The organism is Pantoea agglomerans NBRC 102470 (assembly GCF_001598475.1).
GTDB lineage: Bacteria > Pseudomonadota > Gammaproteobacteria > Enterobacterales > Enterobacteriaceae > Pantoea > Pantoea agglomerans.
The window spans coordinates 235,357-256,565 of sequence record NZ_BCZA01000004.1; the positions used below are offsets into that span (position 1 = coordinate 235,357).

Below are 21,209 nucleotides of genomic sequence, written 5' to 3' on the forward strand. Positions count from 1 at the left end.
ACTACAGCCGAAAAGAGCTGAGATGACAAGCGCATTAAGAAGATTAATCAGTGTTTATAAGGGGTTTATCGGCAGCGGCGAGTAAATGTTCAATGACTCCGCGGTGGCGGCGCGTCAGGCGACCCGCTCCCAGCGCGAGGAGAGCGAATAACGGTGCTGCCAGCAGAGCATTGCCGGACTTTGGCTCATCAGCTGCTGGCACTCTTGCGGCGCGACAAACGCCGGGATCACTTTCTGGGCCGCCGTCTGTCTGATCAGCGCCAGCTGATCGTCGAGTGGCGGATGCACATTCCACGGCAGCCAGCGTGCCATGCCGGATTGCAGCATCTCAAAGGCACGGGTGCCGCTGGAAACGTGACTGCTGAAGATCAGACGAAAGTCGGGCTGATGGCTGAGCTGCGCCGCCAGCCCGCTGTCAGCCACCGCATCCGCCGCGACAATTACCGTATCCGGTCGCCAGTGGTCGGGTGTTGCGACGCGCAATAACCGGGCCAGCGCCAGCATCGCCGCGGCGGGCAGGCTGTTGAGCGCCAGCAACTGCGCCACCTCTTCGCGCACCTGGGGACACATCACTACCGGCAGCCCGCGAGCGCTGAGCTGCAGCGCCATCTCAGGGCCGCGCCCGTGCAGCGGCGCGGTGACCACGGCGCCCCCTTGTGCCGCCAGGGCCAGCGCATCGATCTGCTGCGCCAGTCGCTGATTGCGGTCGCCATAGGAACCATCGGTAATCAACAGCCGTGCGCGTGGCGGGCAATCAAACGGCAACAGCAGCGATTCGCGACTCCAGTCGCCCATATAGGTGATGCCACCCGCAATCGGCAGATGAAACCAGATCGATCCTGGCGAATGCCCGCTGCGACCGGTAAAGAGATTCAGCGGCCCCAGCGCGCACTGGCCGCGCAATGGCAGGATGCGTCGCGCCTGAGCCGGCACGCCAGCCTCGCCCAGCTGCTGCCAGGTGATCTCACTGGCATAGACCGGCGGTGAACCGATGTCGGCCCAGCTATCCAGCGCCGCCGCGTGATCCACATGGGAATGGGTCAGGCAGAGCGCATCGACCTGGCCGATGGCGTCCACTGCGGGCCGGACGCCCGGCTCCGGCCCGGCACCTAAATCCCATAACAGACGGTATCCCTCTATCTCCAGCAGGAAAGCGGCAGGCAGTTTTCCGCCGACGCCGCTGATCACCGTCAGGCTTGCCATGGCAGGACTCCCTGCGGCAGACGGCGCGTCAGTCGTGAGGCCAGTAGCATTAAGCCCAGCACGATCCCAATCATCAGGCATCCGACCGCCGCCGCCAGCGGCGCCGATCCGCCTTCATCCAGGAAAATAATGGTCGGGCCAAGCGTCTGGGTTTGCGCGGTAACCAGCAGCACTGAAACCTGTATTTCATTCAGCGCGGTGAGGAACACCAGCAGCGCACCGGCCAGCACAGAAGGCGCCGCCAGCGGCAGCAGGATGTCAGTCATCCGCCGCATCAGACCCGCGCCGCATAAGCGCGCCGCCTCATCCAGTGACGGTTCGATTTGCGCGAACCCGGCCAGCGTCGGCCTTAACACCAGCGCCAGGAAATTGGCCAGATAGGCCGCGAGAATAATCCACACCGTTCCGTAAAGGGAAAATCCCAGCAGCGGCAGCGGCCGCAGGAAAAACAGCATCGCTGCGACGCCGGTGACAATGCCGGGCAGCGCATAGGTCAGCTCGCTGGCGAATCCCAGCCCCCGCACCAGCCGGGTACGATGCCAGCTGAGAAAGAAAGCCAGGAACAGTGCCATGATGCTGAGCAGCAGCGCCGTCAGGCCGGTGAGCCACAGGCTGGTAAAGAACGCCTGCCGTATCGCCGGATAGCCCCACAGCGCCTGCTGAAAATTCTCCAGCGTCAGGGTTTGCCAGTTCAGAGCCTGACCGAAACCGCGGGTTAAGGCGGTGGTCAGCAGGGCGCTGAGCGGCAGTAGCAAGGTGATCACCATCCACAGCCAGGCGATGATTTCGCCCGGCAGTCGCGCGCGCCGCAGCGGCTGGTGCCAGGGTCGTGGCGATCCGCTGACCCGGACATCGCGCCGTCCGCCCAGCCAGCCGCTAATCAGCATCCCGGCGAGGGTGATCAGCGCAATCAGCATCGAGTAGACGGCGGTATTGGGCAGCGCACCGGGGCCGAGGGTATTGAGCTGCTGATAAACCAGCGTAATCAGCGTCGGCACCCGCGCCGGAATACCCAGCATCGCCTGGATACCGAAATTCCCGACCGCAGCGACAAACGCCAGCGCCGCCCCGGCGAAGATCGCGGGGCGCGCCAGCGGCAGGATCACCGTGAACAGAATCTGCCGGGGTGATGCGCCGCTGATACGGGCCGCCTCCACCAGTTCGGCGGGGAGTCGACGCAGGCCAGCCCGCACCGTGAGGAACACCAGCGGCGCATTGTGCAGACCCAGCAGCAGTACCATGCCGGTCGCGGAATAGAGCGGTTGCTGACCGGGTGCCAGCCACGTCCCGCCCAGCGCATTCACCGCAGTGGCCAGCAGACTGCCCGGTGCCAGCGCCTGTATCCAGGCCAGCGCAGTCACCTGCGGCGGGATCATCAGCGGCAGGATAAAGGCAAATACCCAGGCCGCTTTGGCACGCAAATCGGTGAGCGCCACCAGCCAGGCGGCCACCGTTCCCAGCAGCAGCGACATCAGCGTTGCGCTGATGCCGATCGCCAGGGTATTCAGCGTGGCACTGAGTACCCGCCGGCTGGTCAGCAATCTCAGCAGGCGATCGCTATCCAGTATGCCATCCGGTGCCAGCGCGGTTCCCATCAGCCGGGCAAAGGGTGCCACCGACAGCAGGCCGATCACCAGCACCAGTATGCCCAGCACCAGCGGTTCCGCCCGCCATCTGCGATGCCTGGCGGCCTGGCCTCTTCGCCATTCGTTGCCCAGCACGCTCACGATCAGCCGCCAAACAGTTCAGTAAAGGTTTCGCGGACCTGAGCATCCTCGGCCACCGCTTGTGCCACATCCGGCGTCAGCAGCGTGATTTGCTCAATCGGCGCAAAGCCACCGGGTGCCGCCACGCGGGCATCGACCGGCCGGTTGCCCTGCTTCGCCACCAGCTGCTGCCCCGCTTCCGACAGCATGAAATCAACAAAGGCTTTGGCGGCCGGCAGATTATGCGCCGACTTCATGATCGCCACCGGCTCGGTCACATAGGAGACGCCCTCCTGCGGATAGACCAGATCGATGGGCGATCCCTGCTTTTTGGCGCGGATAATATCGGCATCCGTGATCACGCCATACTTATCCATGCCGCTGGCAACCGCTTTCAGCGCCGGTCCATTGCCGCCCTGTGGCGCAATGCCGATAGCGGCCAGTTGCTGATAGAACGCCCAGCCAATCGACGGAGTATGGATATCGGTATGCAGCTTATAGAGCGCCGCACCGGAATAGAGGGGACTGGGGACCGCAATCTGGCCTCTGTTTTCTTCTACTGCCAGCGCTTTCCAGCTACTGACCGGCTTCGCACGCTGGGTGTTATAGGCGATCACCGTGGCGATAATTTTGGTGCCGAAAAAGGTTTTATCCACATCGTAATAGGCAGGCTTCAGGTGGCTGACCGGGGCGGCCGGATATGAATAGAGCTGCCCCTCTTTCTTGAGCGCGCCCAGATTGATCGCGTCGGCCACCAGCAGCACATCGGGTTTGACCTGGCCGCTCATCATCTCCGTGCGCAGCACGTTCATCAGTTGAGTGGTGCCGTTGCGGGTCCACTCCACCTCCACCGCCGGATACGCGGCCTTAAACGCATCGATGGTCTGTTGCGCAATTTCAGGTGCCTGCGACGTGTAAACCACCAGCTTGCCGCCGGGCGCGTCGGCCGCCTGCAACAGGGTTGAGGCCGCGAGGCCCGACAGCAACAACAGCGCGTGAAGCGGAGTACGAAAAGCCGTTTTCATGGTTTCTGAAACCCTTTATGCAGGAAGAATCCAGCCGTCATCGACGGCGACGCCGACGGTGTCATCCACCGCCAGTAATGCAGCATCATTAAGCGTCAGCGACAGGCTGACATCCGGTTGATTAAGCGGTCGAAGGTTGATCTGATGGTAGCCACCGCGAAAGATGATGCGCTCAACGCGGGCGGCAAACTGCCGCTCTCCCTCAGTGGCGAGGTGAAAACTGACGCTGTGGAAGCTGGCTTTGCCGTGCGGCAGCGGGCGCTGGTGAGGCGAGCAGCGCAGCAAAACCCGCAGCCCGCAGAGCGTGGCGGTTGCCTGACCCGGATCGAGCGGCTCAATGTCGCTGACCGGCAGCACCCGCCCCTCATCAATAAAGGTCGCCACCATCTCATTAGCCGGTTCGCGCCACAGGGTCTGCGGGCTGGCGAACTGCATCACTCTGCCGTGTTCGAGCACTACGATGCGGTCGGCCAGTGCCATCGCTTCGCGTTGATCGTGGGTGATATAGAGTAAGGTGGCGCCGCTGTGGCGATGGAAGCGGCGGAACTCCTCTTCCATGGTGGCGCGCAGATGGACATCAAGGTTAGCCAGCGGCTCATCCAGCAGCACCAGCGTCGGCCGTGCCACCAGGCAGCGAGCCAGCGCCACGCGCTGGCGCTGACCGCCGGAGAGATCGGCGGGTCGGCGGTCGGCGAAGCGATCCAGCCCGACCAGCGTCAGGGCCTGGGTGGTGCGCAGTTCGCGTTCTGCGCGCGCCACACCGTTCACCTTCAGGCTGTAGCCGACGTTCTCCGCGACCGTCATATGCGGCCACAAAGCGTAGTTCTGGAACACCACGCCGAGCTCGCGGGCTTCCGGCGGCAGGTGCAGCCCGTCTGCGGCAACCTGACGTTCACCGATGCGGATTTCACCGCTGTCGAGCGTTTCAAAGCCGGCCAGCAGGCGCAGCAGGGTGGTTTTGCCGCAGCCAGAAGGCCCAAGAACGGCGACAAACTCGCCCTGATTAATCTGTAACGAAACCGCGTCCAGTACCGGCTGCGCGCCGAACGCTTTGCTCAGTCCGGTTAAGGATATTGCCGCCATCTTACTCTGCCTTTGCCGTTGACATGCTGGGCAAAACGCTACGACAGTTTGATGACAGCCCGGTGACAGCCAGGCTTACGGGACGCGAAAGCCGGGCGGCATCGGGGCGTGCTCGCCCCGTGGCTTACTGCTGGGCGGTGAGCGCCGCAATCGGCTGCCAGATCTCGGTTAATGCGCCCTCTTTGCCGGTAAAGGGATCCTGCGTCGGCAACGGCACTTTTTTTACCTGCTCCTGGGCCATTTTCAGCTTCGCGGGCTCATCGCGCAGCGTCTCCGGCGACATCCCGTGCGGATAGGCACCTATCACCATAAAATCTTCGCTGGCGCTGACCTGCCGATGGCCGACACCCGCCGGAATCAGGACCGCATCGCCTGCGCGCAGGGTCACCATGCGGCCACTGTCGCCGCCAAACAGCACTTCCGCCCAGCCTTCAGCGACGCCCAGCAGTTCATGGGTATTAGGATGATAATGGGTATACGGGAAGATCGGATAGCGCCAGGCGGGTGGCCAGCCGTTCTCCTCGAAAGTTTTTTCAAACCACGTGGCGATCTCCTCCTCTTCCGGCACCACGCGCGGCCAGATAATCAGAGGTAACGGGTTATTGGGTACACCGCCCGACGGGCTGGCGAGCATCAGATGCTGAGGATTGTCAGAGGCCCCGGCCGAGAAGGTGCCAGCGGCAAAGGACATCATTAATAGCAGACTGGAGGATGAGGCACGCATACAGGTTCTCCGATGTTTTTCTAAGTGTGGCAAACACGCAGCACAATGCAATGTGCGCCAGACGACACAATTGAGATAATTGACTGATATTGCTGACTAAAGCCAAATGTGTCGTTAACTATAGGGTCGGAGTGTGCCTGCGCGACGGCGGATAGCGGTTCTTACTGCGGCAAAGTGTTGCAAAATGTCAGGCGGGAAGTCTAAAGGCGCAGCAGCCCGACGCCCCGGTCACTGTCGTATAAACTGTTATATAAAAAAAGCACAGATCTGTTTCTGATATGCTTGACTGTTATCTGTTGTAATAGCTAACAGATGACAGTGAGGTAACAAATGGACGCTATTAAACAAATCCTGATTGACGAGATCGCCCTGCTTAACCGCGAAGAACGTCGCGACAATTTGCCGCGTTTCAGCCTCTCGTTTCTGAAGAACCACCCTGGTCTCTGGGCAGTAATGTACCTCTGCTACGGCCTGTGCGTGGCGCTGATTTTCACCACAGAGATGCTCGGCTGGCCCGCCTTCTGGTTTGCCACCGTGTTTGTGCTGGTGATGAGTGTGCTGATGCTGCTGGATATCAACCCGAAATATCGCTTTGAAGATATCGATGCCCTCGACCTGCGCGTTTGCTACAACGGCGAGTGGTATTACATTCAGCCGGTGCGCGAACAGGCAATCTCACGCATTCTGTCGCTGCCTGAGACACCAGAACGCGTGAAGAGCGGTATCCAGCGTCTGCTGACGCAAAAAGGGGAAGTCGACTTCTATGATGTCTACTACCTGACCTGGGGCCATCAGGAAGCCGCGCGGGTTTAATCCGCCTGCCCTTCCGCCATCAGCTGACCCAGCTTCACGATTGCCGCCTCGGCCCGACTATCCCACGGCCAGGCGGTATTTAACCTGAAGCAGTGCCTGAACTGCTCACCTGCCGAAAATAGCTGCCCCGGTGCAATACTGATCCCCTGAGCCAGCGCCCGCTGATAGAGCCGGGTCGTATTGATGCTTTCCGGCAGCGTCACCCAGAGAAAATAGCCGCCACGCGCTTCGCTGACCGTGGCCTGCGGCGGCAGCACCTTCATTAACGCCTGGCGCACCATCTGCTGTCGCTTCGCCAGAATCTGCCGCAGCCGCTTCAGATGGGTGTCGTAACGCCGCGTGGCAAGAAAATCGGCCAGCGCCAGCTGCATCGGCGCACTGGTAGAGAGCGTGCTCATCAGTTGCAGCCGCTGAATACGCTGCGCATGCTGTCCCGCCGCGACCCAGCCGACGCGGAATCCTGCCACCAGCGACTTTGAAAATGAGCCGCAGTGCAGCACGTTCCCCTGGCGATCCCAGGCTTTCGCCGGCAGCGGCGGCGCATCACCCGCCCAGAGTTCGGCATAGACATCATCTTCAATCATCGGTACCTGATAACGCGCCAGCAGTGCGACCAGCTGCTGTTTGCGTTCCGGCGTTAAGGTTACGCTCAGCGGATTCTGCAGGGTGGTCATCAGCCAGCAGGCTTTCACCGGCCAGCGCTGCAGTGCCTCCTCCAGCTGGACGAGGTCGATGCCATTTCTGGCATCGACCGGGATCGCCAGTGCCTTGAGCTTAAGCCGCTCTATCGCCTGCAGCGCGCCATAAAAACTCGGCTGTTCAATCACCACATAATCGCCCGGCTCGGTCAGAGATTGCAGACTGAGGTTCAGCGCCTCCAGCGCTCCGCTGGTGATGACAATTTCATCCGGCGACAGGGTGATGCCCTGACGCGCATAGCGCTGCGCCAGCAGCTGTCGCAATGTGGCGTTGCCTGGCGGCAGATTGTGCAGCGCATCGGTTGGGGTCAGATGATGAGAGACGTTAGCCAGCGAGCGCATCAGCTGGCGCTGCGGAAAGAGTGCGGGATCGGGAAAGGCGGAGCCAAACGGCACGATGGCCGGATCGCGCGTGGCCTGCAGCACATCAAACACAAAGTCGTTGATATCGACCTGTTCACTGATCGCCACGCTCAGCGGTGCGGGTGCTAAGGCACGCGGTGCAACGTAGTAACCCGACTGTGGACGGGAGACGATCCAGCCCTGACTCTCCAGCAACTCATAGGCATGCAGCACCGTCATCAGGCTGACGCCCTGCTGCGCGACCTGCTGACGCAATGACGGCAGACGGGTGCCCGGCAGCCAGATGCCGGCCTCAATCTGCTGCTGAATCTCATCCATCAATCGCTGGTATTTCGCCACGGGTGACCTCTCCTTGTTTGACCGTGAATAGTCTGACCGCGAGACTTTACCACGCACGGCGACCAATGACAGGCGGCGCGAATCGCTTTATCCGATTGCGCTGATTCTTCACGGCTTCAGGCAGGTCAGATCACAGCGACCTGCGGCGTCAGCGGCTGCCCGGCTTCGGCTTCGGCTTCGGCTTCGGCTTCGGCTTCGGCTTCGGCATTAAGACTCACTTCCGCAATCGCCTCTTCAATTTCCGCCACCACATAATCAGCCAGCTCCGGCACCCGCTCCGGGGGAACCGGCTTGCCCAGCAGATAGCCCTGCAGCGTATTACAGCCCAGGCTGGTCAGGAAGGCCTGCTGCTCAGCGGTTTCAACGCCTTCGGCCACCACTTTCAATTGCAGCGACTGCGCCAGCGCCACTATCGCCGACACGATGGTGGCATCTTCTGTGTGATGCTGCAGCTCGTTCACAAAGGCCCGGTCAATCTTGAGTTCACTGGCCGGTAGCCGTTTCAGATAGAGCAGGCTGGAGTAGCCAGTGCCAAAGTCATCAATTGAAGCTTTCACCCCGAGCTGGGTCAGCTCAGTCAGAATACGCACGCTCTCATCGGGATCGCGCATCGCGGTGGTTTCCGTCACCTCCAGCGTCAGCAGTTCGGCCGGAATCTGATGTTTTTCCAGCGCATCCACCACCGTCTTCACCAGATTCGATTGCTCAAACTGCAACGCCGACAGGTTCACCGCCACCGACCAGTGCGGATGGCCCTGCAGATGCCACTGGCGCAGCTGGCGACAGGCTTCATGGATTACCCAGTTGCCGATATTGACAATCATTCCGGTCTTTTCTGCCATTGGCAGAAATTTATCGGGCGACAGCAGGCCGCGCTGCGGATGCTGCCAGCGCAGCAGCGCCTCAAAACCGAGAATCGGACCGCTCGGCGCGCAATATTTTGGCTGATAGAACAGGCGCAGTTCATCATGATCCAGCGCCTGCCAGAGATCGTTATTCAGCTGAAGCTGGCTCTGGGCCTGAATGTTCATAGAAGGCTGAAAGAAGGTGTAGCCGTTGCGGCCATTATTTTTGGTGTGGTACATCGCCGCATCGGCGTTGAACATCAGTTCGCGCTCATCCACGCCATCGCCGGGATAGACCGCGATGCCAAGACTCAGCGATACCACCAGCTCATAGCGTGAGATATCAAACGGACGATCCACCGCTTTGACTAGTTTATCGGCGATGGCCGCCGCATCATTGGGATCGTCGATCTCCACCAGCAGCACAAACTCATCACCGCCGAGCCGCGCCAGCGTAAAGTAGCCGGTCATCTGCTCGCTCATGCGCTCGGTCACGCCGACCAGCAGACTGTCGCCAATGTGGTGCCCGAACGCGTCGTTGACCGCCTTAAACCCATCGAGGTCCATAAACATCAGGGCAAACTGCCTCTGCTCACGGTTCGCTTTGTTGATCGCCTGCTCCAGCCGATCCTCCAGCAGGATGCGGTTGGGCAGCCGCGTCAGGTTGTCGTGCAGCGCCAGCTGTGCCAGCTCGCGATTGGCTTCAGCCAGCGAACTGGCGAGAATCGAGGTACGCGCCTGCATCCGCGCATCCAGCATCGACACCAGCAAGGTAATGCCCAGAATCGAAATAGTGACCACCGTGACCAGAATCGCCAGCCAGTTGCTGTTGACGCCCTGCCCGACCGGATGACTATGTACGGGAAACGCTGCCGCCATCATGCCGGTGTAGTGCATGCCGGCAATAGCACAGCCCATCACCACCGATGCGCCAATGCGCAGCAGGGTGACCCGACTGGTCTGTCCTTCCCGCAGGTTAAACGCCAGCCACAGCGCGGTGCCAGAGGCGGCCAGGGCGATCGCCACCGACAGCGCCACCCAGCCCCATTTCCAGACGATACCGGGGGAGAACATCAGCGCCGCCATGCCGGTGTAGTGCATCGCGACTACGCCGCTGCCGAGGATCAGCGCGCCGCCCGCCAGGCGCGGCAAAGGCAGATCGCCATTGCAGACCAGCCACAGCGCAAATATCGACGCACAGACAGCGATGGCCGCAGAGAAGGCGGTGAGCCCGGCGTTGTAGCTCATGACCATCTCCATGTTCATCGACAGCATGCCGATAAAGTGCATCGCCCAGATGCCGATGCCCATGGAAAAACCGCCGCCGAACAGCCAGACCAGCGCAACTTTGCCGGTTGAATGCACCACCCGTCCCGCCATATCTAAGGCGGTGAACGAAGCCAGCATCGCGACAAGAACGGAGACGATGACGATAAAAGAGTCGTATGAGGTCGCTAACATAGTGCATTCCCGCGAAAGCAGAGCTTGTGGTTGGGCAGAGGGTTTTAAAATTATTCTCTTAGTTATCGGCACAGCCCTGCGGTTAATGAGCCGCGAACCCTGCATCCTTCCACTCATTCTGAGTGATGAAATCTATCATAGCTGTCAGCGCTATCAGCCGGACAGTGACGCCACCGGCTGTCGCAGTGAGGGAAAACTCAGCGCCTCAACCCGGTCCGCTGGCGTCGGCTTGCCCAGCAGATAGCCCTGCAACGCATCAAAGCCTAAGCTGGTGAGCAAATGCTGCTGCTCTTCGGTCTCCACCCCTTCCGCCACCATGCGCAGATTGAGGCTCTGCGCCAGGGTCAGCATGGCGCTGACCACGGTCGCATCTTCACTGCCGGGCCGCAGACAGTTGATAAAGCTGCGATCAATTTTGAGTTCACTGGCATCCAGATCTTTGAGATGCAGCAGGTTGGCATAACCGATGCCGAAGTTATCAATCGCGACGCTGACACCCGCCTGCTGCAATTCACGAATGCGCTGCTGGCTGAAAGCGGGATCGCGCATGGCAATCGCTTCAGTGATCTCCAGCATCAGCGCGCTGCCTGGCAGTTGGTAACGCGCCAGGGTCTGCGTCAGGATAGTCAGTAAATCACGCTGGTGAAACTGCAACGCGGAGAGATTCACCGATACTGTCCAGTCACTTTGGCCCTGGCTGTGCCATAGCCTGAGCTGACGGCAGGCCTCCCCGATCACCCAGTTACCCAGCGCAATAATCTGACCAGTTTTTTCGGCGCGCGGCAGAAACAGCTCAGGCGTCAGTAAACCGCGCTGCGGATGCTGCCAGCGCAACAACGCCTCGAATCCCATTAACCTGGTGCCGCCGGAACAGAATTTCGGCTGATAGAACAGCCGCATCTGCTCGCGCTCTATCGCCTCCCACAGATCGTTCGCCAGCTCCAGCTGATGCTGCGTCGCGGCGCTCATGGCCGGTTCAAACAGGCACCAGCCGTTTCGTCCGCTGTGTTTGGTGTGATACATCGCCGCATCAGCATTAAACAATAGCTCCTGCCGGTTGCGACCGTGCAGCGGAAAGATCGCAATGCCCGCGCTGAGTGAAACGTGCAGCACATAGCGGTCAAGTTCAAACGGCGAACTGATAACTTTAACCAGTTTTTGCGCCAGCTGGCGGGCTGCGCTGATATCGCACTCAGCCATCAGCACAAATTCATCGCCTCCCAGACGCACCAGCAGCATCGTGTTGCTGAGCTGGCTACAAAGCCGTTCCGCCACTGCCACCAGCAACCGGTCACCGACGTGATGTCCCCATGTGTCATTGACCGCTTTAAAGCCATCGAGATCCATATAGATCACGGCAAAGCGATGCTCATTAAGCATCGCCTGTTTAATGGCGAGATCGAGCTGCTGCTCCAGCATTACACGATTGGGCAGCGTGGTCAGGTTGTCATGCATCGCCAGCTGACGCAATTCCTGGTTAGCGCGATTGAGGCGGGTCGCCAGACGCGCGGCGCGCAGCTGCGCATCCAGCATCGAACTCAGCAGAGTGATACCCAGAATAGTCAGGGTAATCAGCGTCACCCACACCGCCAGGCCCGCATTACTGACGCCGTGCGGCTGCATCATACTGCTGTGGCTGAACTCTGCTGCCGCCATACCTACATAGTGCATACCGGCGATGGCGATGCCCATGACCAGAGAGGCCAGCCCACGCATCAGCATCAGATGATGATCGCCCTGGCGCAGATGAAAGGCCAGCCACAGCGCCAGGCCAGAGGCCGCAAACGCAATCAGCACAGAGAGCGCCACCAGCAGCGCATTCCACTCCGGTTGCGGTTCAATCAGCAGGGCATACATACCAAGATAGTGCATGACCACCACACCCGCGCCCAGGATCAGCGTGCCGCTCAGCAGCCGCTGGCGGGTGAGATGCAGGCCACCCACCGTCTGGCCAAAAGCCAGCACAGACGCCAGGATCGCCACCAGCAGCGAGAGGATCGTCAGTCGCGTGTCATAGCGCATCATCATCGGCATCATCATCGCCAGCATCCCGATAAAGTGCATTGCCCAGACGCCAATCCCCATTGCGATGCCGCCCACCAACAGCCAGAACCGGGCGCTCCAGCCACGGGATACCGCTACCCGTCCGGCAGTATCCAGGGCTGTAAAAGAGGCAATGAACACCACGATCAGCGAAACGCAGATCAGGACGCTATCCCAGGTGACAGGCAACATGTGCAACTCCTCACCACCCGCGGAGAAACGGGTGCTGTGTACAGTCTGATAAGTGATCTGAAAACACCCGATGGGTGAAAGTGATTAAATTTCGGTATTTTCTGGTCCTGAAGGTCAGGCAAAACGCGCCCGCCGACGCTGGCCATTTATAACCTGCATCTTATTAACCGCCCGCAGAGCAAGCCGGTAAACCGTTATTATGTCTGATTGGTACAGGAACATATCACCGAAGCAGAAAGCATGCCAGATACCGAAAAAACAAAGAATTTTGTTTTATCGCCTCGTCTTCGCGCCTTGCTGTTACTGGGTTATCGGCCGGAGTGACGTTTTGATTAATCAAAAATAAATAGCAAGGCTTCGCGTAACGCTTTAACTGATCTATAGTAAGTAAAACTGATATAAATCAGCATTCTTAAGTCTAAGATTTTTCTTAAGATAGCGGCACTGCCTCCCTTGTTATTTTATTTCCTTTATTTTGGGTTGAATCGTTAATAAACACCGGGTGAAAAAGCACTGACTCTGGATAATCCGTAAGGAAATATTATGAAACTCAAGCTTTTTCTGTTTGCCGCTGCAGGATTAACTGTCGCTATTCCGTCATTAACCCAGGCGGCGACGACCTCGGGAACCATCAATGCCACGTTAACCCTGACCACCGGTTGTCTGGTGAACGGCCAGTCGGCTACGGCGGGCGTTAACTTCGGTACCCTGAACTTTGGTAGCAGCGCAGCCACTTTCGATACCCTGAACGCCACACTGGTCGGTGCGGCTGGTAACGGTATTTTTGTGCGCTGCACCACTGGTCAGGATTACAACGTGGTGGTCACCAGCAGCAATACTGCACCGGCGACCATCTACGGCACCGCCTCTGCATCGCCGCGTTATCTGGTACTGGGATCGGATAATGCGCAGGGCATCGCCTATACCCTCTACAGTGATGCCTCCTTCACCACGGCGATCGCCAACAATACGCCTATCGCCGCCAGCGGTACTACCGATCCGACGCTGGGGACCAACTACGCCATCTATGGCCGGGTGGTCGGCGGCGGCTTTAACCCCCTGATCCCTGCCGGAACCTATACCGACACGATTAACGTTGCCGTGAACTATTAACTGCTGTCGCAGGTAAATACGGGTGGTTCTCTGGCGATCCTGCCTGACGATCGCATGCGGTCTGCCCCTGCTGACAGGGAGTATCAGCGCCTGGAGTCTGCCAACCAGCACCTTCCAGGTTACCGCGTCGATTGTGGCAGGCTGCGTGATATCCGGTACCAATACCGGCGTCTTTGGCACGCTTAATTTCGGTACGCAGTCTGGCGTGGCGGCGAATACCGTCAACGCCAGCTATCTGCAGAGCACCTCGATTAATCTCGCCTGTACGCCGGGCACCACGCTGAGCATGAGCATTAATCAGGGCAACAATTTCACCACGACCCGTAACCTGAAGCTGCCCAATTTCAGCAACACCGTTCCCTACACGCTCTTTAGCAACGCCAGCCGCACCACGGTGATCCCGGTGAACCAGGCGGTGCCGCTGAGTTATAGCAATGCCAATAACATTACGCTGCCGATCTACGGTCAGCTACAACTGCCCGGCACTGCGCGCGCCGGCGTTTATACCGACACGCTGACCGTCACCCTGAGCTGGTGAGGTGATAGAAAACAAGGATATGATCATGAAGCCACTGCGCGCCCTGTTGCTGCTGCTAAGTTCCACCCTGCTCTCCCCGGCCTTCGCCGCGAATTCGGTCATGATCTGGCCCATCGATCCCGCCATTAATCCTGAAGAGAAAGCCAGCGAACTCTGGCTGGAGAATCGCGGTAACAGCACCACCATGATGCAGATCCGCGTCTTCAGCTGGCAGCAGAACAATGGCCAGGAGCAGTATCAGACTCAGCAGCAGGTAGTCGCCAGCCCGCCGATGGTGCGGATGGAGCCAGGCCAGAAACAGCTGGTCAGGCTGATTAAACAGACGCCGCCTGCGGCCGGTAAAGAGCTGGCCTATCGGGTGGTGCTGGATGAGATCCCGACCCCGCGTAATCCCGGCGAGAATCAGGCCGGGCTGACTTTCCAGATGCGCTATTCGGTGCCGCTGTTTGTTTATGGTACCGGGCTGAACACAGACAGCGCTCGCCCGGCTCTGCGCTGGCAACAGGTCAGCGAGGGCGGCAGGCGCTGGCTCCAGTTAACCAACAGCGGCAGCGGTCACGCCCGGTTGAGCAATGTGGCGATTGGCGGTCGCAAACTGGGCGAAGGCTTGTACGGCTATGTGCTGGCTGACAGCTATCACCGCTGGCCGCTCTCCTCGCCGGTGAGCGGCGAACTCACCGCAGAGGTTAACAAGAGCCAGTGGCGCAGCGCTGCCCAGAAGTAAGCGCTGAATGAGACCGTTTTCCCTGCATCCCTGCGCGCTGGCCGTGGCCAGCGTTATTTACGCTGTTACGCCGGATCCTGTGCTGGCGGAGACTTACTCATCCCTGCCTCCGCCGCCCAGCCTGCAGACCAGCAGCAACGGTCAGCAATATATGCTGGAGCTGGTGATTAACCAGCAGGAGAACGGCAATATTGTGCCGGCAGAGCAGCGCGACGGTCATTTCTGGATTCGCAATGGCGATCTGCAGCGTGCCGGCCTGCCAGCGGATAAGCTGGGCCAGCAGACGCAGGTCGATGTCAGCAGCCTGCAACCCATCAAAGTGGAGTATGACGCTGCGCGACAGCGTCTGCTGCTGACCGTACCGCCTGAGTGGCTGCCCGGTCAGGTAATTGGCGAGGCGAAGAACGGACCGCGCTATCCGGGCCGTACCAGCAGCGGCGCGCTGATTAATTATGATCTTTACGCCAGCCGCACGGATAACAGTGGCTCCCGCCTGTCCGCCTGGAACGAACTACGGCTGTTTGGTGATGCCGGTCATTTCTCCACTAACGGCGTCTGGCAACAGCAGCTGGAAGGCAGTACGACTTATCAGGATGATGGCTATATCCGCTACGACACCTGGTGGAGCAATGAAGATGAGAATGCGGCGGTAAGCTGGCGAGTCGGCGATCTGGTCACCGACTCGCTGGCCTGGAGCAGCAGCGTGCGGCTCGGTGGCATCCGCGTCGGTCGCGACTTCAGCGTCCGTCCCGATCTGGTGACCTATCCGCTGCCCGCCTTTTCCGGTCAGGCCGCCGTGCCTTCCACCGTCGATCTCTTTATCAACGGCTATCGCTCCAGCCAGGCGAACGTGCAGCCTGGCCCCTGGTCGATGACCAATGTGCCATTCGTTAACGGCGCAGGTGATGCCGTGATCACTACCACCGATGCGGTTGGCCGCCGTGTCACCACCACCATGCCGTTTTACGTCTCCAGTAACCTGCTGAAATCGGGGCTGTCGGACTACGCCTTCTCTGCCGGGGCAATCCGCGAAAACTACGGCATAAAGAACTTCGATTATGGTGAGGCAGCGGCCAGCGGCTCTTATCGTTACGGTATGACCGACTGGCTGACGCTGGAGAGCCACGCCGAAGGCAGCGAAACGCTGGCGATGGGCGGGCTGGGTGGTCAGCTGCGCGTCGGCAGCTGGGGCGTGGTCAACGGCGCGGTGGCGCAAAGTCAGCTCGATGGCGAGAGCGGCAGGCAATATAGCTGGGGATATCAGTACAACAACCGCTGGTTCAACATCGGCACTCAACAGACCCAGCGCAGCAGCGACTTCGGCAATCTGGCGCTGGTCGGCAGCCGTGCCGGTAGCCAGGCGGATAGCCGCTACGCACTCTCACGCCGCAGTGCTCAGTACAGCGCCAGCGTCTCGCTGAACCGCTTTGGCAGCGTCGGTGCCGCTTTCATCGACATCACCGACGGTCAGGGCGACCGCACCCGGCTGTGGAACCTTTCATGGAGTAAAAATCTGTGGGGTAACAGCAGTCTGTATGTCTCGGCCAGCCGCGATCAGCAGGAGAAAAGCTGGACCGGGGCGATTTCGCTGGTGATCCCATTTGGCGAACAGGGCAGCGTTGCCCTCAGCAACGAACGCGACCAGCGTGGCCGCGACAGTCAGCGCGTTTATGCCTCACGCGCCATGCCCAGCGACGGCGGGTTCGCCTGGGATGCCTCCTGGGCGAATCAGAGCGGAGACAGCGGCGATTATCGTCAGGGCAGTCTGCGCTATCGCAACAACCAGATTGATACCTCGGCGGGCTTCTATGGCGATGATGATAACCTCACCCAGTGGGCCGATCTCTCGGGTGCGCTGGTGTTAATGGACAACAGCGTCTTTGCCGCTAACGAGATCAACGACGCCTTTGTGCTGGTAAAGACCAACTATCCCGACGTTAACGTGCGCTACGAGAATCAGTCGATGGGACGCACCAATCAACAGGGTTATCTGCTGGTGCCCGCCATCAGCAGCTACTACCCGGCCAAATATGATATCGACACCCTCGACCTGCCGGCAGATATGACCACGCCACGGGTTGAGCAGCGCTTTGCGGTGAAACGCCAGAGCGGCTATCTGCTCAACTTCCCGGTGGAGAAACTGCGCTCAGCCAGCGTAATCCTGGTCGATGCGCAGGGCCAGCCGCTGCCGGTATCAAGCCTGGTGCAGCGTCCCGATCATCCCACAGAGTATGTCGGCTGGGATGGCATCGTCTGGATGGAAGATCTCGCCGCCAGTAACCCGATGCAGGTGGTGACGCCCGATGGCCGCCAGTGCGAAACCGAACTGCGCATCGCCAGCGGTCAGCCGCAGGCGCTGAAAACTTACGGCCCCCTGACCTGTGCGCTGCCCGCCCCTGCCGCAGGCAGCGCCCCCTCTCCCGCTGAATCATTTACGTCCGGAAACCGACCATGATGAAATCTGTAATACTGGCTGGCCTGCTGCTGTTACTGCCGTCGCTGGGCTACGCAGCCTGCGCCCTGCCCGCCTCGACCGCCAGTTTCGGTTCAGTCACAACCTTTGTGGCTAACACCACCGTCAGTTCCACCACCACCAATGCCAACGTCAACTGTGGCGCGGGCGCCGGGCTGTCGCTGCTGGGCAATAACCAGATCACCTTTCAGCTGACGGGCGCGACCAATAGCAACGGCACACGGGGTACGCTGAAACGCAGCGGTGATACCGGCAGCGATAATGTGCCGGTGCGGCTCTGCACCGACACGGCCTGCGCTACCGAACTGACGATTGGCGGCACGCCATTTGTCTATGGTTCGCAGACCCTGATCAACCTGGCGGGTTTGCTGGGCAGCCTTAACTTCGCCATCCCTGTTTATCTGCGCACCGTTCCCGGTCAGGTGGTCGCCGCCGGGACCTACCAGCTGACGCTGAATATGGCCGTGACTTATCGCATCTGCACCAGCGTTGCGATTGGCAATATCTGTTTAAGCGAGCAGAACGGCAGCGGTGTCATCCCGATTAATATCACCGCCATTCTTACCAATGACTGCACCACCATCACCGCGCCGAATATAAGCTTTGGCAGCGCGCCGCTGGTCGGCAGCTTCTCCGCCGTGTCACAGACCATCAATGTGTTGTGCAGCAAAGGCAGCACCTATACCGTCGGGCTGAGCAACGGCAGTTATCCGGTGGGCAGCGTCAGGAATATGGCGAGCGGCGCGAATCGGCTGAGCTATGAAATTTATAAAAGCACCACCAGCAATCGCTGGGGATCGGCAGGCACTGAACGCTGGAGCAGTACCACCTCGACGGCGGTATCCACGGATGGACTGACGCGCGGTTTTAACTACACCGCGCGCATCCTGACCACGCAGAACACGCCGCCAGCCGGAAACTACAGCGACAGCGTGGTGGTCGATTTGTCGTTTTAGAGTGAAGCACTGACCGGCGTGCCGCTGTGACGGGTCTGATACTGCTTCACCATCCGGCCAATCAGCAACGTGCCGATCAACCCACAGACTGCGGCAAAGGTCAGCCAGACGCCCGGCATCGCTTTGTCACCGGTGGCGTGAATCAGGTAGCTGGAAATAGCAGGCGTAAAGCCGCCAAACAGCGCCGTCGCCAGGCTGTAAGCCATGGAGAAACCGGCGGCGCGCACCTCAGCAGGCATGATCTCCGCCAGATAGACCACCATCGCACCGTTATAACTGGCATAGAGAAACGACAGCCACAGTTCCGCTTCCAGCAGATGGGCGAAGCTGGCCGATCCCACCAGCCAGTGCAGCACCGGCCAGGTGGTGACAATCATCAGCAGGGTAAAAATGATCAGCAGCGGACGGCGTCCGACGCGGTCCGACAACGCCCCCATCAGCGGCAGCCAGATGAGGTTTGAGACACCGACACAGAGCGTCACCAGGAACGCCTGCTTGTCACTCATCATCAACACCGTTTTACCAAAGGTCGGGGTAAAGGCGGTAATCATGTAGAACATTACCGTGGTGGTGACCACCATCAGCATCCCCGCCAGCACCAGCGCCCAGTTGCTGGCGACGGACCGCATAATTTCCGTCATGCTCGGATGATGTTTACGTTTGCTGAACGCTTCTGTCTCTTCCAGCATCCGGCGGATATAGAACAGGAACGGCACAATCAGACAGCCGACTACAAACGGGATACGCCAGCCCCATTCCGTCACCGCCTCTTTCGCCAGCAGATGATTCAGCATCAGACCCAGCAGAGCAGCAAAGATCACCGCAATCTGCTGGCTGCCTGACTGCCAGCTGACGAAAAAGCCTTTGCGTCCTTTGGGCGCGACTTCGGCCAGATAGACCGACACGCCACCCAGCTCCACGCCCGCCGAGAAGCCCTGCAACAGCCGTCCCAGCAGGATCAGAATCGGCGCTGCCACGCCCAGGGTGGCGTAGCCCGGCACCAGCGCGATAGTCAGGGTGCCCATCGCCATTAAGCCCAGCGTCAGCAACAGCCCTTTACGACGACCATGATGGTCGATGTAGGCACCGAGGATGATCGCCCCCAACGGGCGCATCAGGAAGCCGGCACCGAAAGTCATCAGGGTCAGCATCAGGGAGGCAAACGGGTCATCGCCGGGAAAGAAGGTTTTTGAAATGGCAGTAGCGTAGTAGCCAAACACCATAAAATCGTACATCTCCAGGAAGTTACCACTGGTGACGGTGAAGATGGTTCGGGCGGCACTTTTCGGCGGCTTTTGTAAAGACGGGGTGTGACTCATAACGGCTTCCTGTTGTTTTTTAGCCGTTTTAGCCTGCCTGATGCGGGATTAATGTGACCTGGCTCACCATTGCACTTTACAAACCCATGTACATAAGTAACAAATAATTAACAAGTCAGTTCGAGGAGCATAAGTGATTACCCTGGCCCTGATTTGCCTGATTTTATAGGGCTGGAGAGCAGCCATAAAAAAGGCGACCTGAACAGTCGCCTTTTTCCTGAGCCGGATAACCCGCTATTTCTTCACGGTTTCCATGCCCATCAGACCAATTTTCAGATAGCCCGCCGTGCGTAGCTTATCCATCACGCTCATCAGCGTTTCATAATCGACTGACTTATCCGCCTGGAAGAAAATGGTGGTCTCTTTGTTGCCCTGGGTCTGGTTAGTCAGCACGTTAACCAGCGACTCCGGCGTGACCTGATCGTTACCGACGTAAAGCTGCTTATCCGCTTTAATCGACAGGTAAACCGGCTTTTCTGGACGCGGCTGCGGCGCGCTGGTTGAGGCGGGCAGATTGACGCGTACGTCGACCGTGGCCAGCGGCGCGGCCACCATAAAGATGATCAGCAGAACCAGCATGACGTCGATAAACGGCGTCACGTTGATCTCATGCATTTCACCATCCGTTTCCAGATGGTCGTTTAATCGCATTGCCATAAGAACTTACCCTAAGCGCAGTTTCTGAGCCGTCGCAGGACGCGGAACATCAGTTGCGACGGTGCCCAGATCGATATCACGGCTCTGCAGCAGCATCACCTGAGCGGCGACATCACCCAGTGAGGCTTTGTAGTTGGCGATCATGCGGGCAAAGACGTTGTAGATCACCACCGCCGGAATCGCAGCGATCAGGCCAATCGCGGTTGCCAGCAGCGCTTCGGCGATACCCGGTGCAACAACCGCCAGGTTCGTCGTCTGGGTTTTAGCGATGCCGATAAAGCTGTTCATGATGCCCCATACGGTGCCGAACAGGCCGATAAACGGCGCAACCGAACCGATGGTCGCCAGGAAGCCATTGCCCCGGCCTGCATGGCGGCTGAACGCAGCGACGCGGCGCTCAAGGCGGAAACTGGTGCGATCTTTAATCCCGTTGGTATCTTCCACGCCAGCCGACAGTTCAAGCTCATTCTGCGCATCATTCAGCAGCACCACACTGTGGCTGTGACCGGTAAACGACTGGGCAATGCGGGCGGCGTCATTCAGATTGCGGGCTTCGCCCAGCGCCAGATGCTCGCGCTTCAGGCGACGCTTAGCGGCGCTGAGTTCGGCATATTTGCCGAAGAAGATCGCCCAGGTCACCACTGAGGCCAATAACAGGCCAATCATGACCACCTTTACCACGATATCGGCATGTTGATACATGCCCCAAACGGAGAGGTCCGTTTGCATCAAATCACTGGCTACCACGCTGCTTCTCCAACTTCTGATTCAGGGATGCGAGACAAGCGCGAATAATAGCAAAACGACGGCGAATTGATAGTAGTTCTCATTAGTATTTACAAAGCTGATCGACGCCATTTACCCGCAATTGACCAGGTTTAAACACTTTTGACAAGGATGTTTCGAAAATGTGAAGTTGCATGAAAATTTATTA

The 21,209-nt window shown here is 59.2% G+C and carries 17 protein-coding genes; 6 read left to right on the forward strand and 11 right to left on the reverse strand.

Annotation, left to right across the window (positions count from 1 at the left end; all coding sequences use genetic code 11):
• Window positions 1-114: 114 nt before the first annotated feature.
• The 5 genes from PAG01S_RS09575 to PAG01S_RS09595 all read right to left on the reverse strand — a co-directional run bounded on the left by PAG01S_RS09575 (window position 115) and on the right by PAG01S_RS09595 (window position 5,741).
• Window positions 115-1,203 carry an MBL fold metallo-hydrolase gene (locus PAG01S_RS09575; protein WP_033769863.1) on the reverse strand — a complete coding sequence of 363 codons (1,089 nt, stop codon included), beginning with the start codon at window positions 1,201-1,203 and terminating at the stop codon, window positions 115-117.
• A complete protein-coding gene (locus PAG01S_RS09580; protein WP_062758410.1) occupies window positions 1,191-2,930 on the reverse strand; it encodes an ABC transporter permease in 1,740 nt (579 codons plus the stop codon). The genes PAG01S_RS09575 and PAG01S_RS09580 overlap by 13 nt, the downstream gene beginning before the upstream one ends.
• Window positions 2,931-2,932: 2 nt before the next feature.
• The gene (locus tag PAG01S_RS09585; protein ID WP_033785608.1) at window positions 2,933-3,934 is read right to left on the reverse strand and encodes an ABC transporter substrate-binding protein; all 1,002 of its coding nucleotides are present in this window, start codon (window positions 3,932-3,934) and stop codon (window positions 2,933-2,935) included.
• Window positions 3,935-3,949: 15 nt separating this feature from the next.
• Window positions 3,950-5,017, reverse strand: coding sequence for an ABC transporter ATP-binding protein (locus PAG01S_RS09590; RefSeq protein WP_010249000.1), 1,068 nt, complete (start codon window positions 5,015-5,017; stop codon window positions 3,950-3,952).
• A gap of 124 nt (window positions 5,018-5,141) precedes the next feature.
• Window positions 5,142-5,741, reverse strand: coding sequence for a cupin domain-containing protein (locus tag PAG01S_RS09595; RefSeq protein WP_010671108.1), 600 nt, complete (start codon window positions 5,739-5,741; stop codon window positions 5,142-5,144).
• 330 nt (window positions 5,742-6,071) lie between these two features.
• On the opposite strand from PAG01S_RS09595, the gene PAG01S_RS09600 reads away from it, so the two are divergent.
• Window positions 6,072-6,554: a YlaC family protein gene (locus tag PAG01S_RS09600; protein ID WP_010249002.1), complete on the forward strand. Its 483-nt coding sequence runs from the start codon at window positions 6,072-6,074 to the stop codon at window positions 6,552-6,554.
• On the opposite strand, the gene PAG01S_RS09605 is transcribed toward PAG01S_RS09600, so the two are convergent.
• From PAG01S_RS09605 to PAG01S_RS09615, 3 genes are all read right to left on the reverse strand, one after another.
• Window positions 6,551-7,954, reverse strand: coding sequence for an aminotransferase-like domain-containing protein (locus PAG01S_RS09605; RefSeq protein ID WP_010249003.1), 1,404 nt, complete (start codon window positions 7,952-7,954; stop codon window positions 6,551-6,553). The two genes, PAG01S_RS09600 and PAG01S_RS09605, sit on opposite strands and share 4 nt — an antisense overlap.
• Before the next feature lie 125 nt (window positions 7,955-8,079).
• Window positions 8,080-10,260 carry a putative bifunctional diguanylate cyclase/phosphodiesterase gene (locus tag PAG01S_RS09610; protein WP_062758415.1) on the reverse strand — a complete coding sequence of 727 codons (2,181 nt, stop codon included), beginning with the start codon at window positions 10,258-10,260 and terminating at the stop codon, window positions 8,080-8,082.
• A gap of 153 nt (window positions 10,261-10,413) precedes the next feature.
• A complete protein-coding gene (locus tag PAG01S_RS09615; protein ID WP_062758417.1) occupies window positions 10,414-12,495 on the reverse strand; it encodes a putative bifunctional diguanylate cyclase/phosphodiesterase in 2,082 nt (693 codons plus the stop codon).
• 543 nt (window positions 12,496-13,038) lie between these two features.
• Between PAG01S_RS09615 and PAG01S_RS09620 the strand changes: the two genes are divergently transcribed.
• The 5 genes from PAG01S_RS09620 to PAG01S_RS09640 are packed head-to-tail and all read left to right on the forward strand — an operon-like array spanning window position 13,039 to window position 18,299.
• Window positions 13,039-13,608, forward strand: coding sequence for a spore coat protein U domain-containing protein (locus PAG01S_RS09620; RefSeq protein WP_010249006.1), 570 nt, complete (start codon window positions 13,039-13,041; stop codon window positions 13,606-13,608).
• A gap of 43 nt (window positions 13,609-13,651) precedes the next feature.
• The gene (locus PAG01S_RS09625) at window positions 13,652-14,146 is read left to right on the forward strand and encodes a Csu type fimbrial protein (protein WP_154210535.1); all 495 of its coding nucleotides are present in this window, start codon (window positions 13,652-13,654) and stop codon (window positions 14,144-14,146) included.
• A gap of 25 nt (window positions 14,147-14,171) precedes the next feature.
• Window positions 14,172-14,870 carry a fimbrial biogenesis chaperone gene (locus PAG01S_RS09630; protein WP_033780680.1) on the forward strand — a complete coding sequence of 233 codons (699 nt, stop codon included), beginning with the start codon at window positions 14,172-14,174 and terminating at the stop codon, window positions 14,868-14,870.
• Between the two features lie 7 nt (window positions 14,871-14,877).
• Window positions 14,878-17,325 (forward strand): fimbria/pilus outer membrane usher protein, encoded by a 2,448-nt coding sequence (locus tag PAG01S_RS09635; protein WP_062758419.1) that lies wholly within the window; start codon window positions 14,878-14,880, stop codon window positions 17,323-17,325.
• A complete protein-coding gene (locus PAG01S_RS09640; protein WP_010249011.1) occupies window positions 17,322-18,299 on the forward strand; it encodes a Csu type fimbrial protein in 978 nt (325 codons plus the stop codon). The genes PAG01S_RS09635 and PAG01S_RS09640 overlap by 4 nt, the downstream gene beginning before the upstream one ends.
• Here the strand turns inward: PAG01S_RS09640 and PAG01S_RS09645 are convergent.
• The 3 genes from PAG01S_RS09645 to exbB form a co-directional block, all read right to left on the reverse strand.
• Window positions 18,296-19,618, reverse strand: a complete 1,323-nt coding sequence (locus PAG01S_RS09645) for an MFS transporter (RefSeq protein WP_033758824.1) — start codon at window positions 19,616-19,618, stop codon at window positions 18,296-18,298. The two genes, PAG01S_RS09640 and PAG01S_RS09645, sit on opposite strands and share 4 nt — an antisense overlap.
• A gap of 234 nt (window positions 19,619-19,852) precedes the next feature.
• Window positions 19,853-20,275: a TonB system transport protein ExbD gene (exbD, locus tag PAG01S_RS09650; RefSeq protein ID WP_062758421.1), complete on the reverse strand. Its 423-nt coding sequence runs from the start codon at window positions 20,273-20,275 to the stop codon at window positions 19,853-19,855.
• Window positions 20,276-20,281: 6 nt separating this feature from the next.
• Window positions 20,282-21,004, reverse strand: coding sequence for a tol-pal system-associated acyl-CoA thioesterase (exbB, locus tag PAG01S_RS09655; protein ID WP_022623877.1), 723 nt, complete (start codon window positions 21,002-21,004; stop codon window positions 20,282-20,284).
• Window positions 21,005-21,209 lie beyond the last annotated feature (205 nt).